This window comes from Roseobacter sp. HKCCD7870 (genome assembly GCF_037830315.1).
Classification (GTDB): domain Bacteria; phylum Pseudomonadota; class Alphaproteobacteria; order Rhodobacterales; family Rhodobacteraceae; genus M30B80.
In genome coordinates, this window is record NZ_JBBLYO010000001.1 from 1,557,820 (window position 1) to 1,574,945 (window position 17,126).

The following is a 17,126-nucleotide window of genomic DNA, read 5'->3' on the forward strand; positions in this document are numbered from 1 at the left end:
TCACTCAGCAGGAATTTTCGCAGAGGCAGGGCCAGTGCCCACGCTTGCGTTGCCGTAATGGGCGTTGAAATCCTCTTCGATGGTCGAAGGCGGTGTGGTTGGCTTTTCCAGAACCCCCAGAAGCGGCAGGATTACGAGGAAATAGGCGAACCAATAGGCCGACCCGATCAAAGCGATGTAGGGGTAAATCCCTTCTGCAGGCATTGCACCCGCCCACATCAGCACGAAGAAGTTGATCACGAAGACCCAGAACCAAGGCTTGAACATTGGGCGGTAGCGGCCAGAGCGCACCGAAGATGTATCAAGCCATGGCACCAAGGCCATCACGATAATCGCACCAAACATGGCGAGAACACCGAAGAATTTCGCGTCAACAATCCCGCCTGTCAGGAACTCCGCCGCAATCACAACCCAAACTTCACCGTCAAAAGCGCGCAGGATCGCGTAGAAGGGCAAGAAATACCATTCAGGCACGATGTGTGCAGGCGTGACCATTGGGTTTGCCTCGATATAGTTATCGGGGTGACCCAAATAGTTCGGCATAAAGCCCACGATGGCAAAGAAAGCCACCAGAACAACCGCCAAGGCGAACAGGTCTTTGATCACGAAATAGGGCCAGAATGGCAGCGTATCGGCTTCGGCCTCTTTCTTAGAGGCGCGGCGCACATCAACACCTGTTGGGTTGTTGTTACCCGTGGTGTGGAAGGCCCAAACGTGAACGATCACCAGACCCAAGATCACGAATGGCAGCAGATAGTGCAGCGACAAGAAGCGGTTCAGCGTGGCGTTGTCCACCGCAGGCCCGCCCAAGAGCCATGTCTGGATCGCTTCGCCCACAAAGGGGATCGCGCCAAATAGGCCCGTGATCACGGTCGCGCCCCAGAAGGACATCTGACCCCAAGGCAGAACATAGCCCATAAAGGCTGTGCCCATCATCAGTAGGTAAATCAGCATACCGACAATCCATGTGACTTCGCGTGGCGCCTTGTAGGAGCCGTAGTAAAGACCACGGAAAATGTGCAGATAAACCGCGATGAAGAACAAAGACGCCCCGTTTTGGTGGATATAGCGGATCGCCCATCCCCCGTTCACGTTGCGCATAATGTGTTCAACGCTTGCAAAAGCGAGATCGACATGTGGGGTGTAATGCATCACAAGGATGATCCCTGTGACGATCTGCATGACCAAGCAGAACACAAGAACGATGCCCCAAATCCACATCCAATTCAGGTTCTTGGGGGTTGGGATCATCAATGTGTCATAAAGAAGGCCCACGATGGGAAGGCGCGAATGCAACCACTTCTCGGCGTTGGACTTCGGTTCGTAATGGTCGTGGGGAATGCCAGACATCGGTCGTTTCCTCCGTTAACCGAGCAAAATTGTTGAATCGTCTACGAAAGACGCGTTTGGAATGTGCAGGTTCTCCGGCGCGGGGCCTTTGCGGATACGGCCGGCCGTGTCGTAATGCGAACCATGGCAAGGGCAGAACCAACCGCCGAACTCGCCTGCGCCATCACCCAACGGCACACAGCCCAAATGGGTGCAAACGCCCTGCATCACCAACCACTCGCCTGTGTTCTCACCCTCAGGGGTGGTTAGGCTGCGGTTCTCGTCATGCGCATCCGAGCCTGACGCGATGTTTGGGTTGCGGCTATCGGTATCGACAAGGTCATTCATGTCAACGGCGCGCGCCGCTTCAATCTCATCTTGCGTGCGGCGGCGGATGAAAACGGGCTTGCCGAGGAACAGAACGGTCAACTGCGTTCCTTCCTGCACACCCGAGACATCAACGCGCATCGTGGATGCGGCTTGAACGTCTGCCGAAGGGTTCATTTGATTGACCAGCGGCCAGACGGCGGCGCCGGTTACAACAGCACCTACACCGCCTGTCGCATAGTACAGAAAGTCGCGGCGTGTGCTGGACTGGTCTTCTGCGTGTGACACTGAAAGCGTCTCCCTTGTCAGCGACCCACCAAACGGGGCCAATTGAATCGAAGCCACAGGAATCCCCCGCAGCTTTTCTCGGGCTGTTTATGCAATGAAATGATGAGCGTCTAGCGGACAAACGCGCGCAGTTTGGCCGAAATGTCGCGGTTTGTGATGAATTTTCAACCTCTGCGCGAAAAACATGAAGGTTTCACACGAAAAAAATTTCGCAAAGCCCGCCTATTTCCCGAAGTTTATGGCCATTTTTCGGTGCAAAATACCTGACCCATCATCAAATTCGGGGCCTGTGGCGGTGAATCCCAAGCGCTCGTAAAAGGAAATCGCGCTCAATTGCGCGTCCAATTCCATCTGATGTGGATCTGGTTCCGCGGCGATGTGGCGAATATGCGCCATCACAAACCGCATAAGTGCCGCACCATAGCCCGCGCCCCGCGCATCTGCGACAACCGCGATGCGTCCGATCCGCCACGCCTGACCTGTGCGATAGAGCCGCCCTGTCGCCACAGCCCGCCCCGCCAAACGACCCAAAACATGAGTGGCTTTTGCGTCAATCGTATCAAATTCCTCTGAAAGCGGCACAGATTGCTCGAGCACAAAGACAGCGCGGCGGATCTCGTAGCACAGATCTAAATCAGCCTGTGTTTGCACAAGGCTAAATTCGGGCGAAGCATTCATCCAACTGGGAATGTTTCTTTGAAAGAGGGACGCGCGCTTAAGCGATCAAAAAACGCGGTCAAGTTCGGGCGGGTCGCGCGCCAATCAAATTGGCCTTGGCGAAAATCAAGATAGCCCAAGCCCGCACCAACCGCGATTTGGCCCATATCAAGCGCCTGATCAAAACTCGGCACTTGGGTTTCGAAATAATCAAGCGCGCGCTCTACTTTGGCCCATTGGCCTTCATACCAAGGCTCATACCAATGTGTTTCGGGGCGGAAGCGTTTTTCATACACCATGGCCACCACAGCCTCGATCATACCATCTGCCGCCGCTTCGGTGGTCAGCACCTCCCAAAAACGGCTTTCCGGGTAAAGCCCCGCTTGCGCATGTTGATCCAAAAAGCGGGTGATCACACGGCTGTCAAAAATCGGGCTATCCCCTTCGCGCAAAAGCACAGGAATACGTCCTGAAGGATTGGCGGCATTGAGATGGGCATCCCCGCCCATGGGTGAGGCTTTGACAGTTTCGAACATCACATCTGTCATACCCGCCTCTTTGACCATCACAAGAACCTTCCGCACGAAGGGGGATGCAGCAGAGCCGAGAACCTGAAATTGCGCCATTTTTCTTGTCCCTTTGGGCTTAGATTAAACCAAATTCTTGAAACACGGCGGCATAGATATCGCGCTTGAACGGCACAATCTGCACCAAAAGATCCTGCGCTCGCATCCATTGCCAATCGGAGAATTCAACATCCTGATAGCTGAGGTCAATCGCGTCATCCGGGGCGATTAATTCAACCATAACCCAATGCTGCTTTTGTCCCCGAAATTTGCCGCCCCAACGATAGGGGATCACTTCTAGCGGCAGATCGTAGGTCAACCAATCAGCGGTCTGCCTTACAAACCGCGTTTGATCTTCTGAAATGCCAGTTTCCTCAAGCAATTCACGGGCAGCGGCTTGACGTGGGGTTTCACCCGCATCAATACCGCCCTGCGGCATTTGCCATGCAGGTTTGTCCATGTCCGCGCGCGTGCCCGCGAAAACACCACCCACGGCATTGACCATCACAATGCCAACACAGGGCCGATAGGGCAGCGATGCGATATCAGCAGGCGACAGCACCGCGCTCATCGGGCGTTTGGCCCCAAGGCGTTTAGCCCCGTCAGAATATCAATCGCATAGGCCAATTGATAATCCTGATTGCGCAGGCGTGCGGTTTCCTCGGCAATGGCTTGCTCCTCATCGCGAAGACGCTGCTCATCTTCGGTCAGGGTGGTGTTGCGCAAGGCACCGCGCAAATCGGCTTCGGAACGGGTGAACCGATCTTCGGTCGGCGCATCCTCAACAGGGTCGCGCTGTTCCACCAGAATATCAGGGGCCACGCCCAATGCCTGAATCGAGCGGCCCGAAGGGGTGTAGTATAGCGCAGTGGTCAGTCGAATGGCCCCCTCGCCCTGCACAGGCATCACGGATTGCACCGACCCTTTGCCAAATGTGTTTGTGCCTACGACCACAGCGCGGCGATGATCTTGCAACGCGCCCGCCACGATCTCGGAGGCTGAAGCAGAGCCGCCATTGACCAGAACCACCATCGGCAATCCGTCAATCAAATCCCCTGCCGTTGCATTGTAGCGATCCCCATCCGCGCCATTGCGGCCACGGGTGGAAACGATTTCGCCCTGTTCCAAAAAGGCATCGGACACACGAATTGCTTGGGTCAATAGACCCCCAGGATTGTTGCGCAAATCAAGCACGACACCGTTCAGATTTTCGATCCCGCCAAGCTCTGCGATGACATCAGACAAACCCTCCTCCAAATTGGGGTAAGTTTGATCATTGAAGGTCGAGACGCGCAAAATCGCGGTGTTCCCCTCTAGGCGCGTTCGCACGGCGGTAAGTCGGATGCGGTCGCGGATGATGGAAATGTCAAAGGGTTCATCAACCCCCTCCCGCACGACAGTGATGACAATCTCCGAACCAACAGGCCCACGCATCAGATCAACGGCTTCTTCCAATGTCAGGCCAAGCAGTGCCTCGCCATCCACATGGGTAATGAAATCACCCGCCTCAACGCCCGCTTCCATTGCAGGGGTGTCATCCATTGGCGTGATGACGCGCACAAACCCGTCTTCTTGGGTCACTTCAATGCCCAACCCACCAAACTCACCACGGGTCTGCACTTGCATCGAGTCGAAATCACGCGGCGGCAGATAGCTTGAATGCGGATCAAGCGAGGTCAGCATGCCATTGATCGCCGCTTCGATCAGCGCGGATTCATCGACCTCCTCAACGTAATTCGAGCGGATCCGCTCAAACACGTCTCCAAACAAATCAAGCTGCTCGTAAACGCTGCGCTGCTGTTCCTGCTCTTGCGCCAAGAGCGGGGCGGCAAATTGGGATGCCAAGATGACCCCAGCAACCGCGCCCCCGAAGCCCGCAATAACCAGTTTCTTCATCTTTATCCGTCCTTTCCGACCGCGTATCTGGCGCGGCGCACTTATTCCCAATTAAACCATGGTTGCGGATCAATCGCGCCGCCATCCTGTCTCACTTCAATATAAATAGTTTCTGAAAGCGCAGCGCCAGTCTGATCTGGTGTCTCAGTGATCAAATCTGCGCGCGCGCCTGCGGCGCTTGGCATCATTCCCAAGGGTGCGCCCCGTGCAATCACAGTGCCCGCAGTCACATAAAGATCACCAAGCCCCGCGAGAATCATCAAAATATTGCCCTCAGGTTCAAGGATCACCACATTGCCATAGTCCAACAAAGGCCCCGCATAGCGCACTGCTCCAAACCACGGGGATGTCACAAGCGCCGCAATGCGATCACTGGCACTCTCGGCATTGGCAAGGGCTGTGGCCGCGGCTTCCACTTCAAGGATAGCCGCTTCAGCCGCCTCGCTTGGGTCAATCTCCGCATGCAGCGCCACAGGCGCACAAATCAAAAACACCTACAAGAGAAGGCTAAAGCGCGCTTTCATCGCAACAGCGACTGCCCCGTCATTTCAGGCGGTTGCGGCAGGCCCATTAGGGAAAGAACAGTTGGCGCCAAATCCGCCAACCGACCATCTGCAAGGCTTGTGCCTTCGGGCGCGCCATACACCACAACAGGCACGAGATTGACGGTATGTGCCGTATGAGGGCCACCTGTCACAGGGTCGATCATTGTTTCGCAATTGCCATGATCTGCCGTCGCAATCATTGCACCGCCTTTAGCCTCAAGGGCCGCCAACGCCGCGCCAAGGCCCTGATCCACCGCCTCGCAAGCAGCGATTGCAGCGCCCAAATTCCCCGTATGCCCCACCATGTCAGGATTGGCGTAATTCACCACGATCAGGTCATACTCCGCATTAATCGCCGCAACCAAATTTTGGGTCACCTCGGCGGCGCTCATCTCAGGTTGCAGATCATAGGTCGCCACTTTTGGCGAGAGCGGCATAAACCGATCCTCCCCCTCAGCAGCACTTTCTTGGCCACCATTGAGAAAGAAGGTCACATGAGGATATTTCTCTGTTTCAGCAATCCGAAATTGACGCAAACCATGGGCCGCAACCCATTCACCGAGCGTGTTTTTCAATTCCTGCTTGGGAAAAACCGCCTGCATATAGCGATCATGGTCGGTCGAATAATTCACCATCCCCAATCGCGCCGAGAGATCAGGGCGAGGGCCACGCGCAAATCCTGTGAACTCAGGCGCGCAAATTGCGGCCAATATTTCGCGCGCCCGGTCTGCGCGGAAATTCACAAAAAACAGACCATCGCCTGCCGCCATGCCAGAATAGTCACCGATCACTGTTGCGGGCAGGAATTCATCGGTTTTCTCAGCCCCATAGCCTTGATCAATCGCCGCCTGCGCGGACGGGGCTGTTGCGCCTTTGCCTTCGACCATTGCGCGATAGGCGGTCTCGACCCGTTCCCATCGATTGTCGCGATCCATCGCAAAATAGCGCCCCGTGACAGTTCCAATGCGCGCGCGGTCGGGCAATCTCGCCTCAAGCCCCGCGATCTGTTCTTTTGCGGATTCCGGGGCAACGTCCCGCCCATCGGTGATCACATGGATCACCACCTCTAGCCCCGCATCTGCACAAGCCTGAACAGCAGCCAAAATATGCGCCTGATGGGCATGCACACCACCGGGGGAGGCAAGCCCCGCAATGTGAGCGCGTCCCTTCGCGGCTTTCACAGTCACGATGAACTCTTGCAACGCTTGGTTGCGAAAGAAGGAGCCATCCTCAATCGCCAGATCAATTTGGCCCAAATCCATGGCCACCACGCGACCTGCACCGATATTGGTATGGCCCACCTCGGAATTTCCCATTTGCCCCGTTGGCAAGCCGACATCAGGGCCGAAGGTCACCAAGGTCGCATTGGGGCAGGTGGACATCAGCCGATCGAAGTTTGGGGTTTTGGCCTGCAACGGCGCGTTGCCTTCGGCCTCTGTGCCGATGCCCCACCCATCCAAAATGCACAAAATCACGGGTTTTTTCTGGGTATTCACGCGCATTGCGGTGCCTTTCTGCCAACCTGCCCTGTTTCTAGGATGGGTTGGGCAGAGAGGCAAGTTTCAACCTCAGGCGCAAGGACGGGGGGACGCTGCCCTATGCGCAATGCGGCCACTGCCGAGCGCGCTAAACTGCGCGCTTCGCGGATGGCAACATCCATGTCTAAATAGCGATAAGTGCCAAGCCGACCCACAAAGCTGACGCCATATTGACCCAAGGCCGCCGCGATATACCGCCCAAGCTGCGCCTTCTCACACGCAAGGCGCACAGGGTAATATGGGGTATCATTCGGCCCCGCCTCCGCACATTCACGCGCAAGCGTGGCCCCTGAGAACCCTGCACCAACCACCAAAATGGGCATTCTGCGCCTCCATATTGCCGAGGGCAGAATGAGGGTCAGGGGTTAATGGGCTATGAATCAAAGAAAAGAGCGTGCCGCCGATAATCCGCCAATAGCCAAATTGGGCTGCCGCCCCTCAAGGAGATCAGCCACAATCCGCCCCGTCACACCCGCCAAAGTGAGGCCCAAATGCTGGTGGCCAAAGGCGTGGATAATCTTTGAGGAGCTTGGACTTGGCCCAATAACAGGCAAGGCATCAGGCAAGGTAGGCCTGCATCCCATCCATGTGGCATCAGGCGCGGGCAGATCGCCCCATAACTCGGCCCCTTTGCGCGCAATGTAATCCAAACGGCGCGGGTTTTGTGGTGCGTTCAGGGCCGCAATCTCAACGGTTCCCGCCAAACGCAGACCTTGCGCCATAGGGGCGGTATAGAACCCACCCTCAACCCAACCAACGGGGCGCGTGGCATAATGGCCAAGATCTTTATATATCAGGTGATAGCCCCGTTCGGTTTGCAAGGGCAGATGCTCCGCTCGGCCGCCTTTAATCTGCGCCGAATAGGCCCCTGCGGCCAGAACAACCCGCGCCGTGGTGACATCATCCTGCCCAAGATGCACCCGCACCTGCGCGCCTTCATCGCTGAGTGCAGTCACCGCTTTGGCAATCGTCTGCCCGCCCAATTCGGTAAATTTCTGATGCAATCTTTGCGTCAAAAGCAGTGGATCTCGGATATGGCGCGCGAGCGGATAATAGACCCCACGCGCGGGCTGAAAGGCCAAGGCAGGTTCCATCGCATGAGCTTCGGCCCCGCTTAATTCCTCAAAGGGAATGCCTTGGTCGCGGCGAAACTTAAGGCCTGCCCGATCTGCATCGGCGGCAGTCGCGCTGCGCCAGACTGTCAATTGCCCATTTGCAATAATCAAATCCTCTGCCGCGGCGGCCTCAATCAGAGGGTTCAACCCCGCATCGGCATGGGCCAACAACGCCGCCAATTCCTGCGCAATCTGGCGGGATTTCGTAGAGCGACAATTGGCCAAGAATTTCATCATCCAGATAGGATGGCGCAGCGCATGACCCCAAGACAAAGCAAGCGGACTGTCATTTGAAAACAGATAATAGGGCAGATTTGCAAAGACGGACGGATCGTTGACGGGCAGGCAGGCATAGGTGGCCAAAGTGCAGGCATTGCCCGAACTTGCCCCCGATCCAACGGGGGCAGGATCAATCAAGGCCACCGATTGCCCACGCATCTGCGCCCAAAGCGCGCTGGCCACGCCCACCACACCCGCGCCAACAATAACGGCGTCAAAATGGGACCGAGGCGTGGACATAGGTCTACATGAACATCATGGCATTGTTGCGCAGGATGATCTCAAGCGCGTAGATCCCCAAAATCACAATCAGCGGTGCCAAATCTAGCCCACCCATTTGGGGCAAAACACGGCGAATGGGGCCATAAATCGGCTCAAGGAGGTTCGAAAGACCTTGCCAAATTTGATAGACCAAAGGCTGCCTTATGTTCAGCACACCGAAATTGATCAGCCAGCTCATGATGATATGGGCGATGATGATATAGGTCGCCACATTGAGCAGCAGCATCAAGATCATGAAGAGCGAAGTCACGGCAAAGGCCCCTTCCATCGGAAATCCCAGTTCGAATGATCTAAGCCCTGTACAACCTAAGCGCAAGGGATCGGGCATTTTTGCCGATTTTTAAGCTGCTTTTATACCATTCTTTCGGATTCCCTTTGCCAAATCGAGAAAGCCCTCCACAGTAACGATAATAGAACGGCTATGGCGGGCAGGATGATCGAAAGTAAGAAACGCATCTATGGATGGTGGGCGTTTGACTGGGCAAGTCAGCCCTATAACACGCTGCTTCTGACCTTCATTTTCGCGCCCTATATCGCGCAAGTCTTAGGCGATGGCACCCGCGCCCAAAGCCTTTGGGGCTATAGCATCGGGGCGGCAGGCCTATTGATTGCCATCGCTGCGCCCATATTGGGCAAAATTGCAGATCAAACTGGGCGCAAATTGCCATTCATTTGGGTGTTTTCCGCCTTTTACGTCATCGGCGCATTGGGCTGTTGGTTTGCTGCACCCGATGGAATGCAGATCTGGGTGGTTTTGATCCTCTTTGCCCTCGGCCTTTTTGGGATGGAATGCGCCACGATTTTCACCAATGCGCTGATGCCTGACCTTGGCCCACGCGCGCAAATGGGGCGAATCTCTGGGACAGGGTGGGCCCTTGGGTATCTGGGCGGATTGGTGGCGATGATCCTGATGCTCGGATTTTTTGCCGAAAACGCCGAAACGGGGCGCACGCTTTTTGGCCTATCACCCGCTTTTGGTCTGGACGCCGCCGCGCGCGAAGGGACACGCGCCGTGGGGCCCTTTACCGCGCTTTGGTATGTGATCTTTATGATTCCCTTCTTTCTTTGGGTGCGAGAACCGCACAGGCCCAAGCCGCACTCTGGCCCAAGCCTTGGTCAAACCATGCGCCAAGCACTGCCCGAGCTTGCACGCTCGCTGAAATCCTTGCGCCATCATCCAAGCCTGCTGCGCTATCTGCTCTCATCTATGTTCTACCGCGATGCGTTGAACGGTCTTTATGCCTTTGGCGGCATTTATGCGGCGGGTGTCTTGGGTTGGTCGATCACAGATATCGGAATTTTCGGGATTCTTGCCATCATCTCGGGGGCCGTTGCGGCATGGATAGGCGGGAAATGGGATGATCGTTTCGGGCCATACCAGATCATTTGGTGGTCAGTTCTCTGCCTAACCGGTCTATCTCTTCTCATCCCCTTTATCGGGCGCGATAGCCTATTTGGTCTTGCGCTTGCCGAAAGCTCAAACCTGCCAAGCCTGATGTTCTACCTGATCGGCATCGGCATTGGCGCGGCAGGTGGTATCGTGCAAAGCGCATCCCGCCATATGATGCTGCGCCAAGCGGATCCTGCCGCAATAACCGAGCATTTTGGCCTTTATGCCCTCGCAGGAAAGGCCACAGCTTTCCTCGCCCCATTTCTCATTGCGGTGATGACCTCCCTCACCAACAGTCAAAATTGGGGTGTAACGCCGCTGATTATGCTATTCTTACTGGGGTTATGGTTGTTGCGCGGGGTGAATGCCGATCCGCGGCAGCATGAATAGGGAAAATCGGGCCATGCGCAAATATATCGCCTCTATAGGTTTGTGTTTCATCGCCATTACGGCCTGCGCCCCAAGCGCACCGCCTGTGGCCAATGATCTGCCGCAGGTGACACTCTCAAGTGCCGATCTGAGCCGCGAAGCACGGCTTGTCTTTGGCAATCTTCCAACGCCCACCACAACAACCGCAAATGTGTTCGGCGCCTATGCAGGCGGATGCGTGGCAGGGGCCGTGCAACTGGCCGAAACAGGGCCGACATGGCAGGCAATGCGCCTGTCGCGCAATCGCAACTGGGCCCACCCTGACACAGTGACTTTCGTCCAAGAACTAAGCGTAAGAATGGCGGCTGCAACCTCTTGGAGCGGTCTATATATTGGCGATATGAGCCAACCGCGCGGCGGGCCTATGCTGTCAGGCCATGCCAGCCATCAATCGGGGCTTGATGCGGATATCTGGCTCTTGCCCGCGCGCAATCTGAACCTATCCCAAGCCGCGCGTGAAAACCTGTCCTCTATTTCGATGCAGGCACAACGCGGGGCAGCCGTGAATGAAAATTGGACGGAGGAGCACGCCACGCTGATCCGCCTTGCCGCCAGTGATCCGCGCGTGTCGCGGATTTTCGTCTTTCCAGCCGCAAAGGTCTGGATGTGCGAAAATGAGACAGGGGATCGCAGCTATCTGCGGAAAATCCGGCCGTGGTTTGGCCATCACTACCATATCCATGTGCGCCTAAACTGCCCGCTTGGCGCAAGCGATTGCGAGGCGCAAGATGCGCCTCCTGTGGGGGATGGCTGCGCGGATGCGCAGGCTTGGGTCAACAATATTTTGAACCCGCCGCCCCCTGACCCCGATGCGCCTGATCCCACACCACGCCGCGCCCTGAGGCTTGGTGATTTGCCTGCGCAATGTCAGGCAATCAGTCAGTTGTAGCGCCCGAAACCTTACCGGCCTGGAATGCCGCCGCGCCGTCCTGATAGGGGCCATGTGTCGATAACGTCTAACGCCTCTTCCGCGGTTTCCACGAAGCGGAAGAGGTCGAGATCTTCAGGTGAAATCGTGCCGATCTCGACCAGCATGTCCCAATCGACAAGGCGCGTCCAATAATCTCGGCCAAACAGCAGCACGGGCACCTGCTCCATTCGCCCTGTTTGGATCAAGGTCAGGCTTTCGAACAGCTCATCCATCGTGCCAAAACCGCCTGGAAAAATCGCAAGCGCACGCGCGCGCAGCAGGAAATGCATTTTGCGAATGGCAAAATAGTGAAAATTAAAGCTCAACTCAGGTGTGACATAAGCATTGGGGGCCTGCTCGTGGGGCAGCACGATATTAAGCCCAACGGAAACACCGCCCGCCTCATGCGCGCCGCGATTGCCCGCCTCCATCACGCCCGGGCCACCGCCCGTGACAATGACATTCTCACCGCGCGCACCGCGCTGGGTGATTTGATAGGCAAAACGGCGGGCCTCCTCGTAATAACGGGCCATTGCAGCAATCGCGGGGGGTTTGCCGTCTGTGGCGTCAGGCGCAGGAATGCGCGCACCGCCAAACAGAACAATGGTTGACCGAATGCCTTCTGCATCCATCCCCATTTCGGTCTTTAAAAGCTCAAGCTGAAGGCGCACAGGGCGCAGCGCGTCCTGACACAGAAAATCTGGGTCTGCGAAGGCAAGCCTATAGGCGGGACTTTGGGTTTGCGGCGTGTCTGGCGTGCGGTCGGCTTCGCGCAGATCCAAACCTGCATCCCGCATCAGATGTTTCTTGCTGCTCATTGCTTGTCTCCCCCTGTTCTGGCCATATTTATCTCATACCAATATTCGCACCATGCGGCCAGAGGGCGGCGCGTTGCGCAAAGCCCCCCTTGGCGCTATAGCGCCTGTCAAACAGCCCGAGCTAAGGATAAAGCCTATGACCGATATTCAGAAACTGGAAACGGCGATTGAAGCCGCGTGGGATGCGCGCGATAGCATCACGCCTGCAACCACTGGCGAAACCCGTGATGCGATTGAAGAAACCCTCAGCGCCCTCGACCAAGGCAGCTTGCGCGTTTCAGAGCGCGGCGGTGATGGCACATGGCATGTCAATCAATGGGCAAAGAAAGCCGTTCTCTTGGGCTTCCGTCTGAAGGATATGGAAATGCAATCGGGCAGTCCTCAAGGTGGCAGTTGGTGGGATAAGGTCGACAGCAAGTGGAAGGACTGGTCGGACAGCGATTGGAAATCCGCAGGCTTCCGTGCAGTTCCAAATTGTATTGTGCGCAGGTCTGCCTATATCGCGCCGGGCGTTGTTCTGATGCCGTCCTTCGTAAACCTTGGCGCCTATGTCGACAGCGGAACGATGGTTGATACATGGGCCACGGTCGGGTCTTGCGCGCAGATCGGCAAGAATGTCCATCTGTCGGGCGGCGTAGGTATTGGCGGCGTTTTGGAGCCAATGCAGGCAGGCCCGACCATCATCGAAGATAACTGCTTTATCGGCGCGCGCTCCGAGGTGGTCGAGGGCGTGATTGTGCGTGAAGGCTCGGTTCTAGGGATGGGCGTCTTCATCGGCCAATCCACCAAGATCGTGGATCGCGAAACAGGCGAAGTCTTTTACGGCGAGGTTCCACCTTATTCGGTGGTTGTTGCAGGCTCTATGCCCTCAAAGAACGGGATCAACCTCTACTGTGCTGTCATCGTAAAACGCGTTGATGAGAAAACCCGCTCTAAAACGGGTATCAACGAGCTGCTGCGGGACTAAATCGCGAAGCAGGTATCACATTCAAAACGGGTCGCAGGTGCGGCCCGTTTTTTTGTGGCAACTGTTAACGATGCGGCAACAAAATCGGCAAGATTACGGCAAATCACGGAAATTACGCCCAAATTTGCCTTTTTGCCCTCAACACTCCCTCATAATTCCCGCCTTTAGTCCGTTCTTTTCCCCAATAGCGCCCCATTTGGAAACGATGCTGCGAGGGAAGTCGAACAATGCCCAAAGGACGAAAGATGGACAGATTGACCGAAATGGAAGCCTTCGCCATGGTTGTGAACCAAGGTGGCTTCACCAATGCGGCGCGCAAGATGGGTATCTCGAAATCCGCCGTGTCCAAGCATATTTCATCGCTCGAATCCCGTTTAGGTGCGCGGCTATTAAATCGCACTACCCGCCGCGTCAGCCCGACCGAGATCGGTCTGGCCTATTTTGACCGCGCCTGTCGCGTTCTCAATGATGCGGGCGATGCAGATGCGATGCCACATCTGCCGATGGAAATGCAAAGGTTGCACGCAGTTTACCCACCTGGGCGCTATACACAGCCCAAATTGCGCGCCTTCATTGATTTTCTGGTTGATCAGTTCAAAGACAAAGGCCCAATGGATTGGTGATCAATCTCTCAGGCATCTTCGGGGTGGATTCGATAGTGATAAGCACTGACCACCTCGAAGCCCATGGATTGATAAAGCCCATTTGCCGCTTGATTGGCCTTGGTCGTCACAAGTGTTAACCAATTCGCCCCTTCCGCCTGCGCCCAATGCGCCATATGCCACATAACACGCCGCCCCACGCCCTGACGGCGGGCCGATTGGGCGGTTTCGACCGCGTGCAGCATGGCGATATCTCCATCGCAGGCGATAAAGCCAGTCGCGGCAATGCGATCCTGCTGTCGCGCAAAAACTGTGGTTTTCGAGGCGCACGCCCGCGACATGACGTCTAGGCGCACGGGCCCTATCCCGCCATCAGCCCAAATTGCCGCTTGCGCGGCCAAGGGCGGCCAAAGGGCAAAGCATTCAGACAGCGCAGGCAGATCCCGCCCGCGCAGATCCATCGCGTAAAACCATACAGGATCTTTGATCTGATAGCCGCGCGCCCCAAGGGCGGCATCCAAAGCGGATTGGCTTTCGCGAATAATAAACAAGCGCGGCTGTCCCATAGCCTGCATGCGGGCCTCGGCCTTGTTGAGCGTTGCCTCATCGGGCGCATCTTGGCCGTCCCAACTGGCCGCAGATACACGACTGCCGCCGCCTGCCCCCTCACGAAAGGTCAAAAGCCCATCAGTTTGGTAAGTTCTGGCGGGCCAAGTGGCATCTAACGCCATAAACAAACGGCCCTCATCAGGCAGCATGTCGGAACAGGCCGCGCCCATATCAAACGCCGTGTGGAAAAGCGCGCGCCATTTCTGCAATGGCACGTTGAAGCATCCCCGCATCGGCACTGCGCAGCACGATATTTGCCCCATACACCCCGTTCAATTGGTAAGGGTAAGAGCCGATTGAAACATCGGGAAATTGGGCAGCAATTTCGCCCAAAGGCCCTGCAATATCACCTTCGCCCATCTCTAGGCGGATGCTGTGGCTGATCAAGGGCGCGCCACCTGTCAAGCGCGGCATGACCGAAGCCACCATCGCCTGAAAGACCGATGGCACCCCCGCCATCACATAGACATTTTCAATCTGAAACCCGGGTGCGGTGGAGACGGGATTGTCGATCAAAGCCGCGCCATCGGGAATACGCGCCATGCGCAGGCGGGCTTCGTTCAACTCTTGCCCGCGGGCATCATAATGGGCTTGCAACAACGCCCGCGCATCCGCCCGCACATCAATATGCACGCCAAAAGCCGCCGCAACCGCATCAGCGGTGATGTCGTCATGAGTTGGCCCAATACCGCCCGAAGTAAATACATGATCATAAGAGCCGCGCAGCGCATTGAGGGCCTCTACAATACCTGCATGATCATCAGAGACGATGCGCACCTCTTTCAGCGCAATCCCTTTTGCAGTCAATTCATTGGCCAAATGGTGCATATTCGCATCGCGTGTGCGTCCTGATAGGATTTCATCCCCGATCACCAACATCGCTGCGGTTGGTTGTGCCATTTTGAGAGCCCCCCACTTGTCATGCACCCTGCCTGCGGTATAGGCCAAGCCCTGTCATGCCGCAACGCGTCATCGCGTGGCGGGCTTGGCTAGAATTCAAGCGCCAAAAACCGTAATCTGGTGCGAGATGACAGGAGCAGATGTTTTGGACGATTTCAAAGGCCGCGTGACCAAAGACGGAATTCGCATTCACGATGATGCCGGCTTTGCTGGGATGCATGCAGCGGGCGCACTGGCCGCGCGCATTCTTGACGACATCGCGCCCATGGTAGAGCCAGGCGTCACGACCGAAGCCTTAGATCAAGCGATTGAGAATATGGTCAATGCGGCGGGCGCGAAATCAGCAACCATCGGATATCGTGGGTATAAACACGCAAGCTGCATCTCGGTGAACCATGTGGTCTGCCACGGCATCCCCAGCCCCAAAACCCTTAAGGATGGGGACATCCTGAACATTGATGTGACCGTCATCGTGGATGGGTGGTTTGGCGACACAAGCCGCATGTATGTGGCAGGTAATCTGAATCGTAAAGCAGAACGCCTGATCCAAGTGACCCATGACGCCCTCTTCAAAGGGATTGAAATCGTGCGTCCGGGGGCCACGTTTGGGGATATTGGCCATGCGATTCAAACCTATGTCGAAGCCAATCGCATGAGCGTGGTGCGTGATTTCTGCGGTCATGGGTTGGGTCAGGTCTTTCACGCACCGCCCAATGTTCTTCATTATGGCCGCGCGGGCACCGGCTCCGTCTTGGAAGAGGGGATGTTCTTCACCATTGAGCCCATGGTGAACCTTGGCCGTCCCGAAACCAAAGTTTTGGCAGATGAATGGACAGCTGTGACACGGGATAAATCCCTCTCCGCACAGTTTGAACATTCGATTGGCGTGACCGCGGATGGGTTTGAAATTTTCACCCTGTCACCCTCTGGGAAATTCCACCCCACGTGGCGCTGACGCGTTTAATCGCTGATTAACCATTCTGATGGATGGTGCGGGTATGACAAAACCCGAGTTGACCCTTGCCCATGACCGCACCGTGCCCCTGCCGAAATTGCGCAGGATTGCGGTTGATGCCGCACAGCATGATCTTCTCGCACGGCTATTGGCGGCGGCGGCGCCAAACGCACCCTCTGCGCGGATGGCGGCCACGCTGTTGCGACAACATGGCAGCCTTGCACGCGTTCTTTGCGCCAGTGACCAACGCCTGAAATCCGTCACCTATATGACCGAAGATACGATTGCCCATTTACGCCTAACGCAGGCTGTGGCGGAAACGATTACCCGCAAACAGCTTGATGACCGCCCGATCTTGGGCTCATGGCATACGGTGATGGATTATTGCCGCGCAACCATGGCGCACCGTGATGTTGAGGAGGTGCGGGTTTTCTACTTTGACCGCAAAAACCACCTTATCGCCGATGGGCAGCACAGCCGCGGCACCGTGGATCACGCGCCCTTCTATCCCCGCGAAGTTATCAAGCGCGCGCTTGAGATGAGCGCCTCAGCACTGGTGGTGGTTCACAATCATCCGTCAGGCGACCCGACCCCAAGCACAGGCGATATTGCCCTGACCCGACAGTTGGGCGAGGCGAGCAAAATGATGGGTCTGACCCTGCATGACCATATCATCATCACGCCAAGCGGCGAGGTCAGCTTTCGCGCGGAGGGTCTGATTTAA

19 protein-coding genes and 1 pseudogene are annotated in these 17,126 nt (G+C 56.3%); 6 read left to right on the plus strand and 14 right to left on the minus strand.

What is annotated here, in order from left to right:
• The 11 genes from petB to AAC637_RS07900 form a co-directional block, all read right to left on the minus strand.
• Positions 1-1,350: a cytochrome b gene (petB, locus tag AAC637_RS07850; protein WP_317656921.1), complete on the minus strand. Its 1,350-nt coding sequence runs from the start codon at positions 1,348-1,350 to the stop codon at positions 1-3.
• Between the two features lie 15 nt (positions 1,351-1,365).
• The gene (gene petA, locus AAC637_RS07855; RefSeq protein WP_340303030.1) at positions 1,366-1,944 is read right to left on the minus strand and encodes a ubiquinol-cytochrome c reductase iron-sulfur subunit; all 579 of its coding nucleotides are present in this window, start codon (positions 1,942-1,944) and stop codon (positions 1,366-1,368) included.
• Positions 1,945-2,166: 222 nt separating this feature from the next.
• The gene (locus tag AAC637_RS07860; RefSeq protein WP_340303031.1) at positions 2,167-2,622 is read right to left on the minus strand and encodes a GNAT family N-acetyltransferase; all 456 of its coding nucleotides are present in this window, start codon (positions 2,620-2,622) and stop codon (positions 2,167-2,169) included.
• Complete coding sequence (locus tag AAC637_RS07865) at positions 2,619-3,227, minus strand: glutathione S-transferase family protein (RefSeq protein ID WP_340303032.1); 609 nt, start codon at positions 3,225-3,227, stop codon at positions 2,619-2,621. Before AAC637_RS07865 ends, AAC637_RS07860 begins: the two co-directional genes overlap by 4 nt.
• 19 nt (positions 3,228-3,246) lie before the next feature.
• On the minus strand, positions 3,247-3,738 hold the full coding sequence (locus tag AAC637_RS07870) for an RNA pyrophosphohydrolase (protein ID WP_340303033.1): 492 nt from the start codon (positions 3,736-3,738) through the stop codon (positions 3,247-3,249).
• Positions 3,735-5,063: a S41 family peptidase gene (locus tag AAC637_RS07875; protein WP_340303034.1), complete on the minus strand. Its 1,329-nt coding sequence runs from the start codon at positions 5,061-5,063 to the stop codon at positions 3,735-3,737. The genes AAC637_RS07870 and AAC637_RS07875 overlap by 4 nt, the downstream gene beginning before the upstream one ends.
• A 41-nt stretch (positions 5,064-5,104) precedes the next feature.
• A complete protein-coding gene (locus tag AAC637_RS07880) occupies positions 5,105-5,557 on the minus strand; it encodes a murein hydrolase activator EnvC family protein (protein ID WP_340303035.1) in 453 nt (150 codons plus the stop codon).
• Positions 5,558-5,583: 26 nt separating this feature from the next.
• On the minus strand, positions 5,584-7,110 hold the full coding sequence (gene gpmI / locus AAC637_RS07885; RefSeq protein WP_340303036.1) for a 2,3-bisphosphoglycerate-independent phosphoglycerate mutase: 1,527 nt from the start codon (positions 7,108-7,110) through the stop codon (positions 5,584-5,586).
• Entirely contained in the window at positions 7,101-7,469 is a 369-nt protein-coding gene (locus tag AAC637_RS07890) for a UDP-galactopyranose mutase (protein ID WP_340303037.1), read from the minus strand. The genes gpmI and AAC637_RS07890 overlap by 10 nt, the downstream gene beginning before the upstream one ends.
• A gap of 57 nt (positions 7,470-7,526) precedes the next feature.
• Positions 7,527-8,780: an NAD(P)/FAD-dependent oxidoreductase gene (locus tag AAC637_RS07895; protein WP_340303038.1), complete on the minus strand. Its 1,254-nt coding sequence runs from the start codon at positions 8,778-8,780 to the stop codon at positions 7,527-7,529.
• Between the two features lie 4 nt (positions 8,781-8,784).
• A complete protein-coding gene (locus AAC637_RS07900) occupies positions 8,785-9,072 on the minus strand; it encodes a YggT family protein (RefSeq protein WP_317657298.1) in 288 nt (95 codons plus the stop codon).
• Positions 9,073-9,255: 183 nt separating this feature from the next.
• Between AAC637_RS07900 and AAC637_RS07905 the strand changes: the two genes are divergently transcribed.
• Together AAC637_RS07905 and mepA are read left to right on the plus strand one after the other, a co-directional pair.
• The gene (locus AAC637_RS07905) at positions 9,256-10,602 is read left to right on the plus strand and encodes an MFS transporter (RefSeq protein ID WP_340303039.1); all 1,347 of its coding nucleotides are present in this window, start codon (positions 9,256-9,258) and stop codon (positions 10,600-10,602) included.
• A 13-nt stretch (positions 10,603-10,615) separates the two neighbouring features.
• Positions 10,616-11,530: a penicillin-insensitive murein endopeptidase gene (mepA, locus tag AAC637_RS07910; protein WP_340303040.1), complete on the plus strand. Its 915-nt coding sequence runs from the start codon at positions 10,616-10,618 to the stop codon at positions 11,528-11,530.
• Between the two features lie 11 nt (positions 11,531-11,541).
• On the opposite strand, the gene AAC637_RS07915 is transcribed toward mepA, so the two are convergent.
• The gene (locus tag AAC637_RS07915) at positions 11,542-12,369 is read right to left on the minus strand and encodes an LOG family protein (RefSeq protein WP_317656943.1); all 828 of its coding nucleotides are present in this window, start codon (positions 12,367-12,369) and stop codon (positions 11,542-11,544) included.
• Positions 12,370-12,505: 136 nt separating this feature from the next.
• Between AAC637_RS07915 and dapD the strand changes: the two genes are divergently transcribed.
• Together dapD and AAC637_RS07925 are read left to right on the plus strand one after the other, a co-directional pair.
• Positions 12,506-13,336, plus strand: coding sequence for a 2,3,4,5-tetrahydropyridine-2,6-dicarboxylate N-succinyltransferase (gene dapD, locus AAC637_RS07920; RefSeq protein WP_340303041.1), 831 nt, complete (start codon positions 12,506-12,508; stop codon positions 13,334-13,336).
• A 245-nt stretch (positions 13,337-13,581) separates the two neighbouring features.
• A pseudogene (locus AAC637_RS07925) lies at positions 13,582-13,827 on the plus strand (LysR family transcriptional regulator); the annotation flags it as partial.
• 140 nt (positions 13,828-13,967) lie between these two features.
• Here the strand turns inward: AAC637_RS07925 and AAC637_RS07930 are convergent.
• Both AAC637_RS07930 and AAC637_RS07935 read right to left on the minus strand, forming a co-directional pair.
• On the minus strand, positions 13,968-14,762 hold the full coding sequence (locus AAC637_RS07930; RefSeq protein ID WP_340303043.1) for a GNAT family N-acetyltransferase: 795 nt from the start codon (positions 14,760-14,762) through the stop codon (positions 13,968-13,970).
• Positions 14,719-15,447: a competence/damage-inducible protein A gene (locus AAC637_RS07935; RefSeq protein WP_340303044.1), complete on the minus strand. Its 729-nt coding sequence runs from the start codon at positions 15,445-15,447 to the stop codon at positions 14,719-14,721. The genes AAC637_RS07930 and AAC637_RS07935 overlap by 44 nt, the downstream gene beginning before the upstream one ends.
• 127 nt (positions 15,448-15,574) lie before the next feature.
• On the opposite strand from AAC637_RS07935, the gene map reads away from it, so the two are divergent.
• Positions 15,575-16,402 (plus strand): type I methionyl aminopeptidase, encoded by an 828-nt coding sequence (map, locus tag AAC637_RS07940; protein WP_340303045.1) that lies wholly within the window; start codon positions 15,575-15,577, stop codon positions 16,400-16,402.
• Positions 16,403-16,445: 43 nt separating this feature from the next.
• A complete protein-coding gene (locus tag AAC637_RS07945) occupies positions 16,446-17,126 on the plus strand; it encodes a JAB domain-containing protein (RefSeq protein WP_340303046.1) in 681 nt (226 codons plus the stop codon).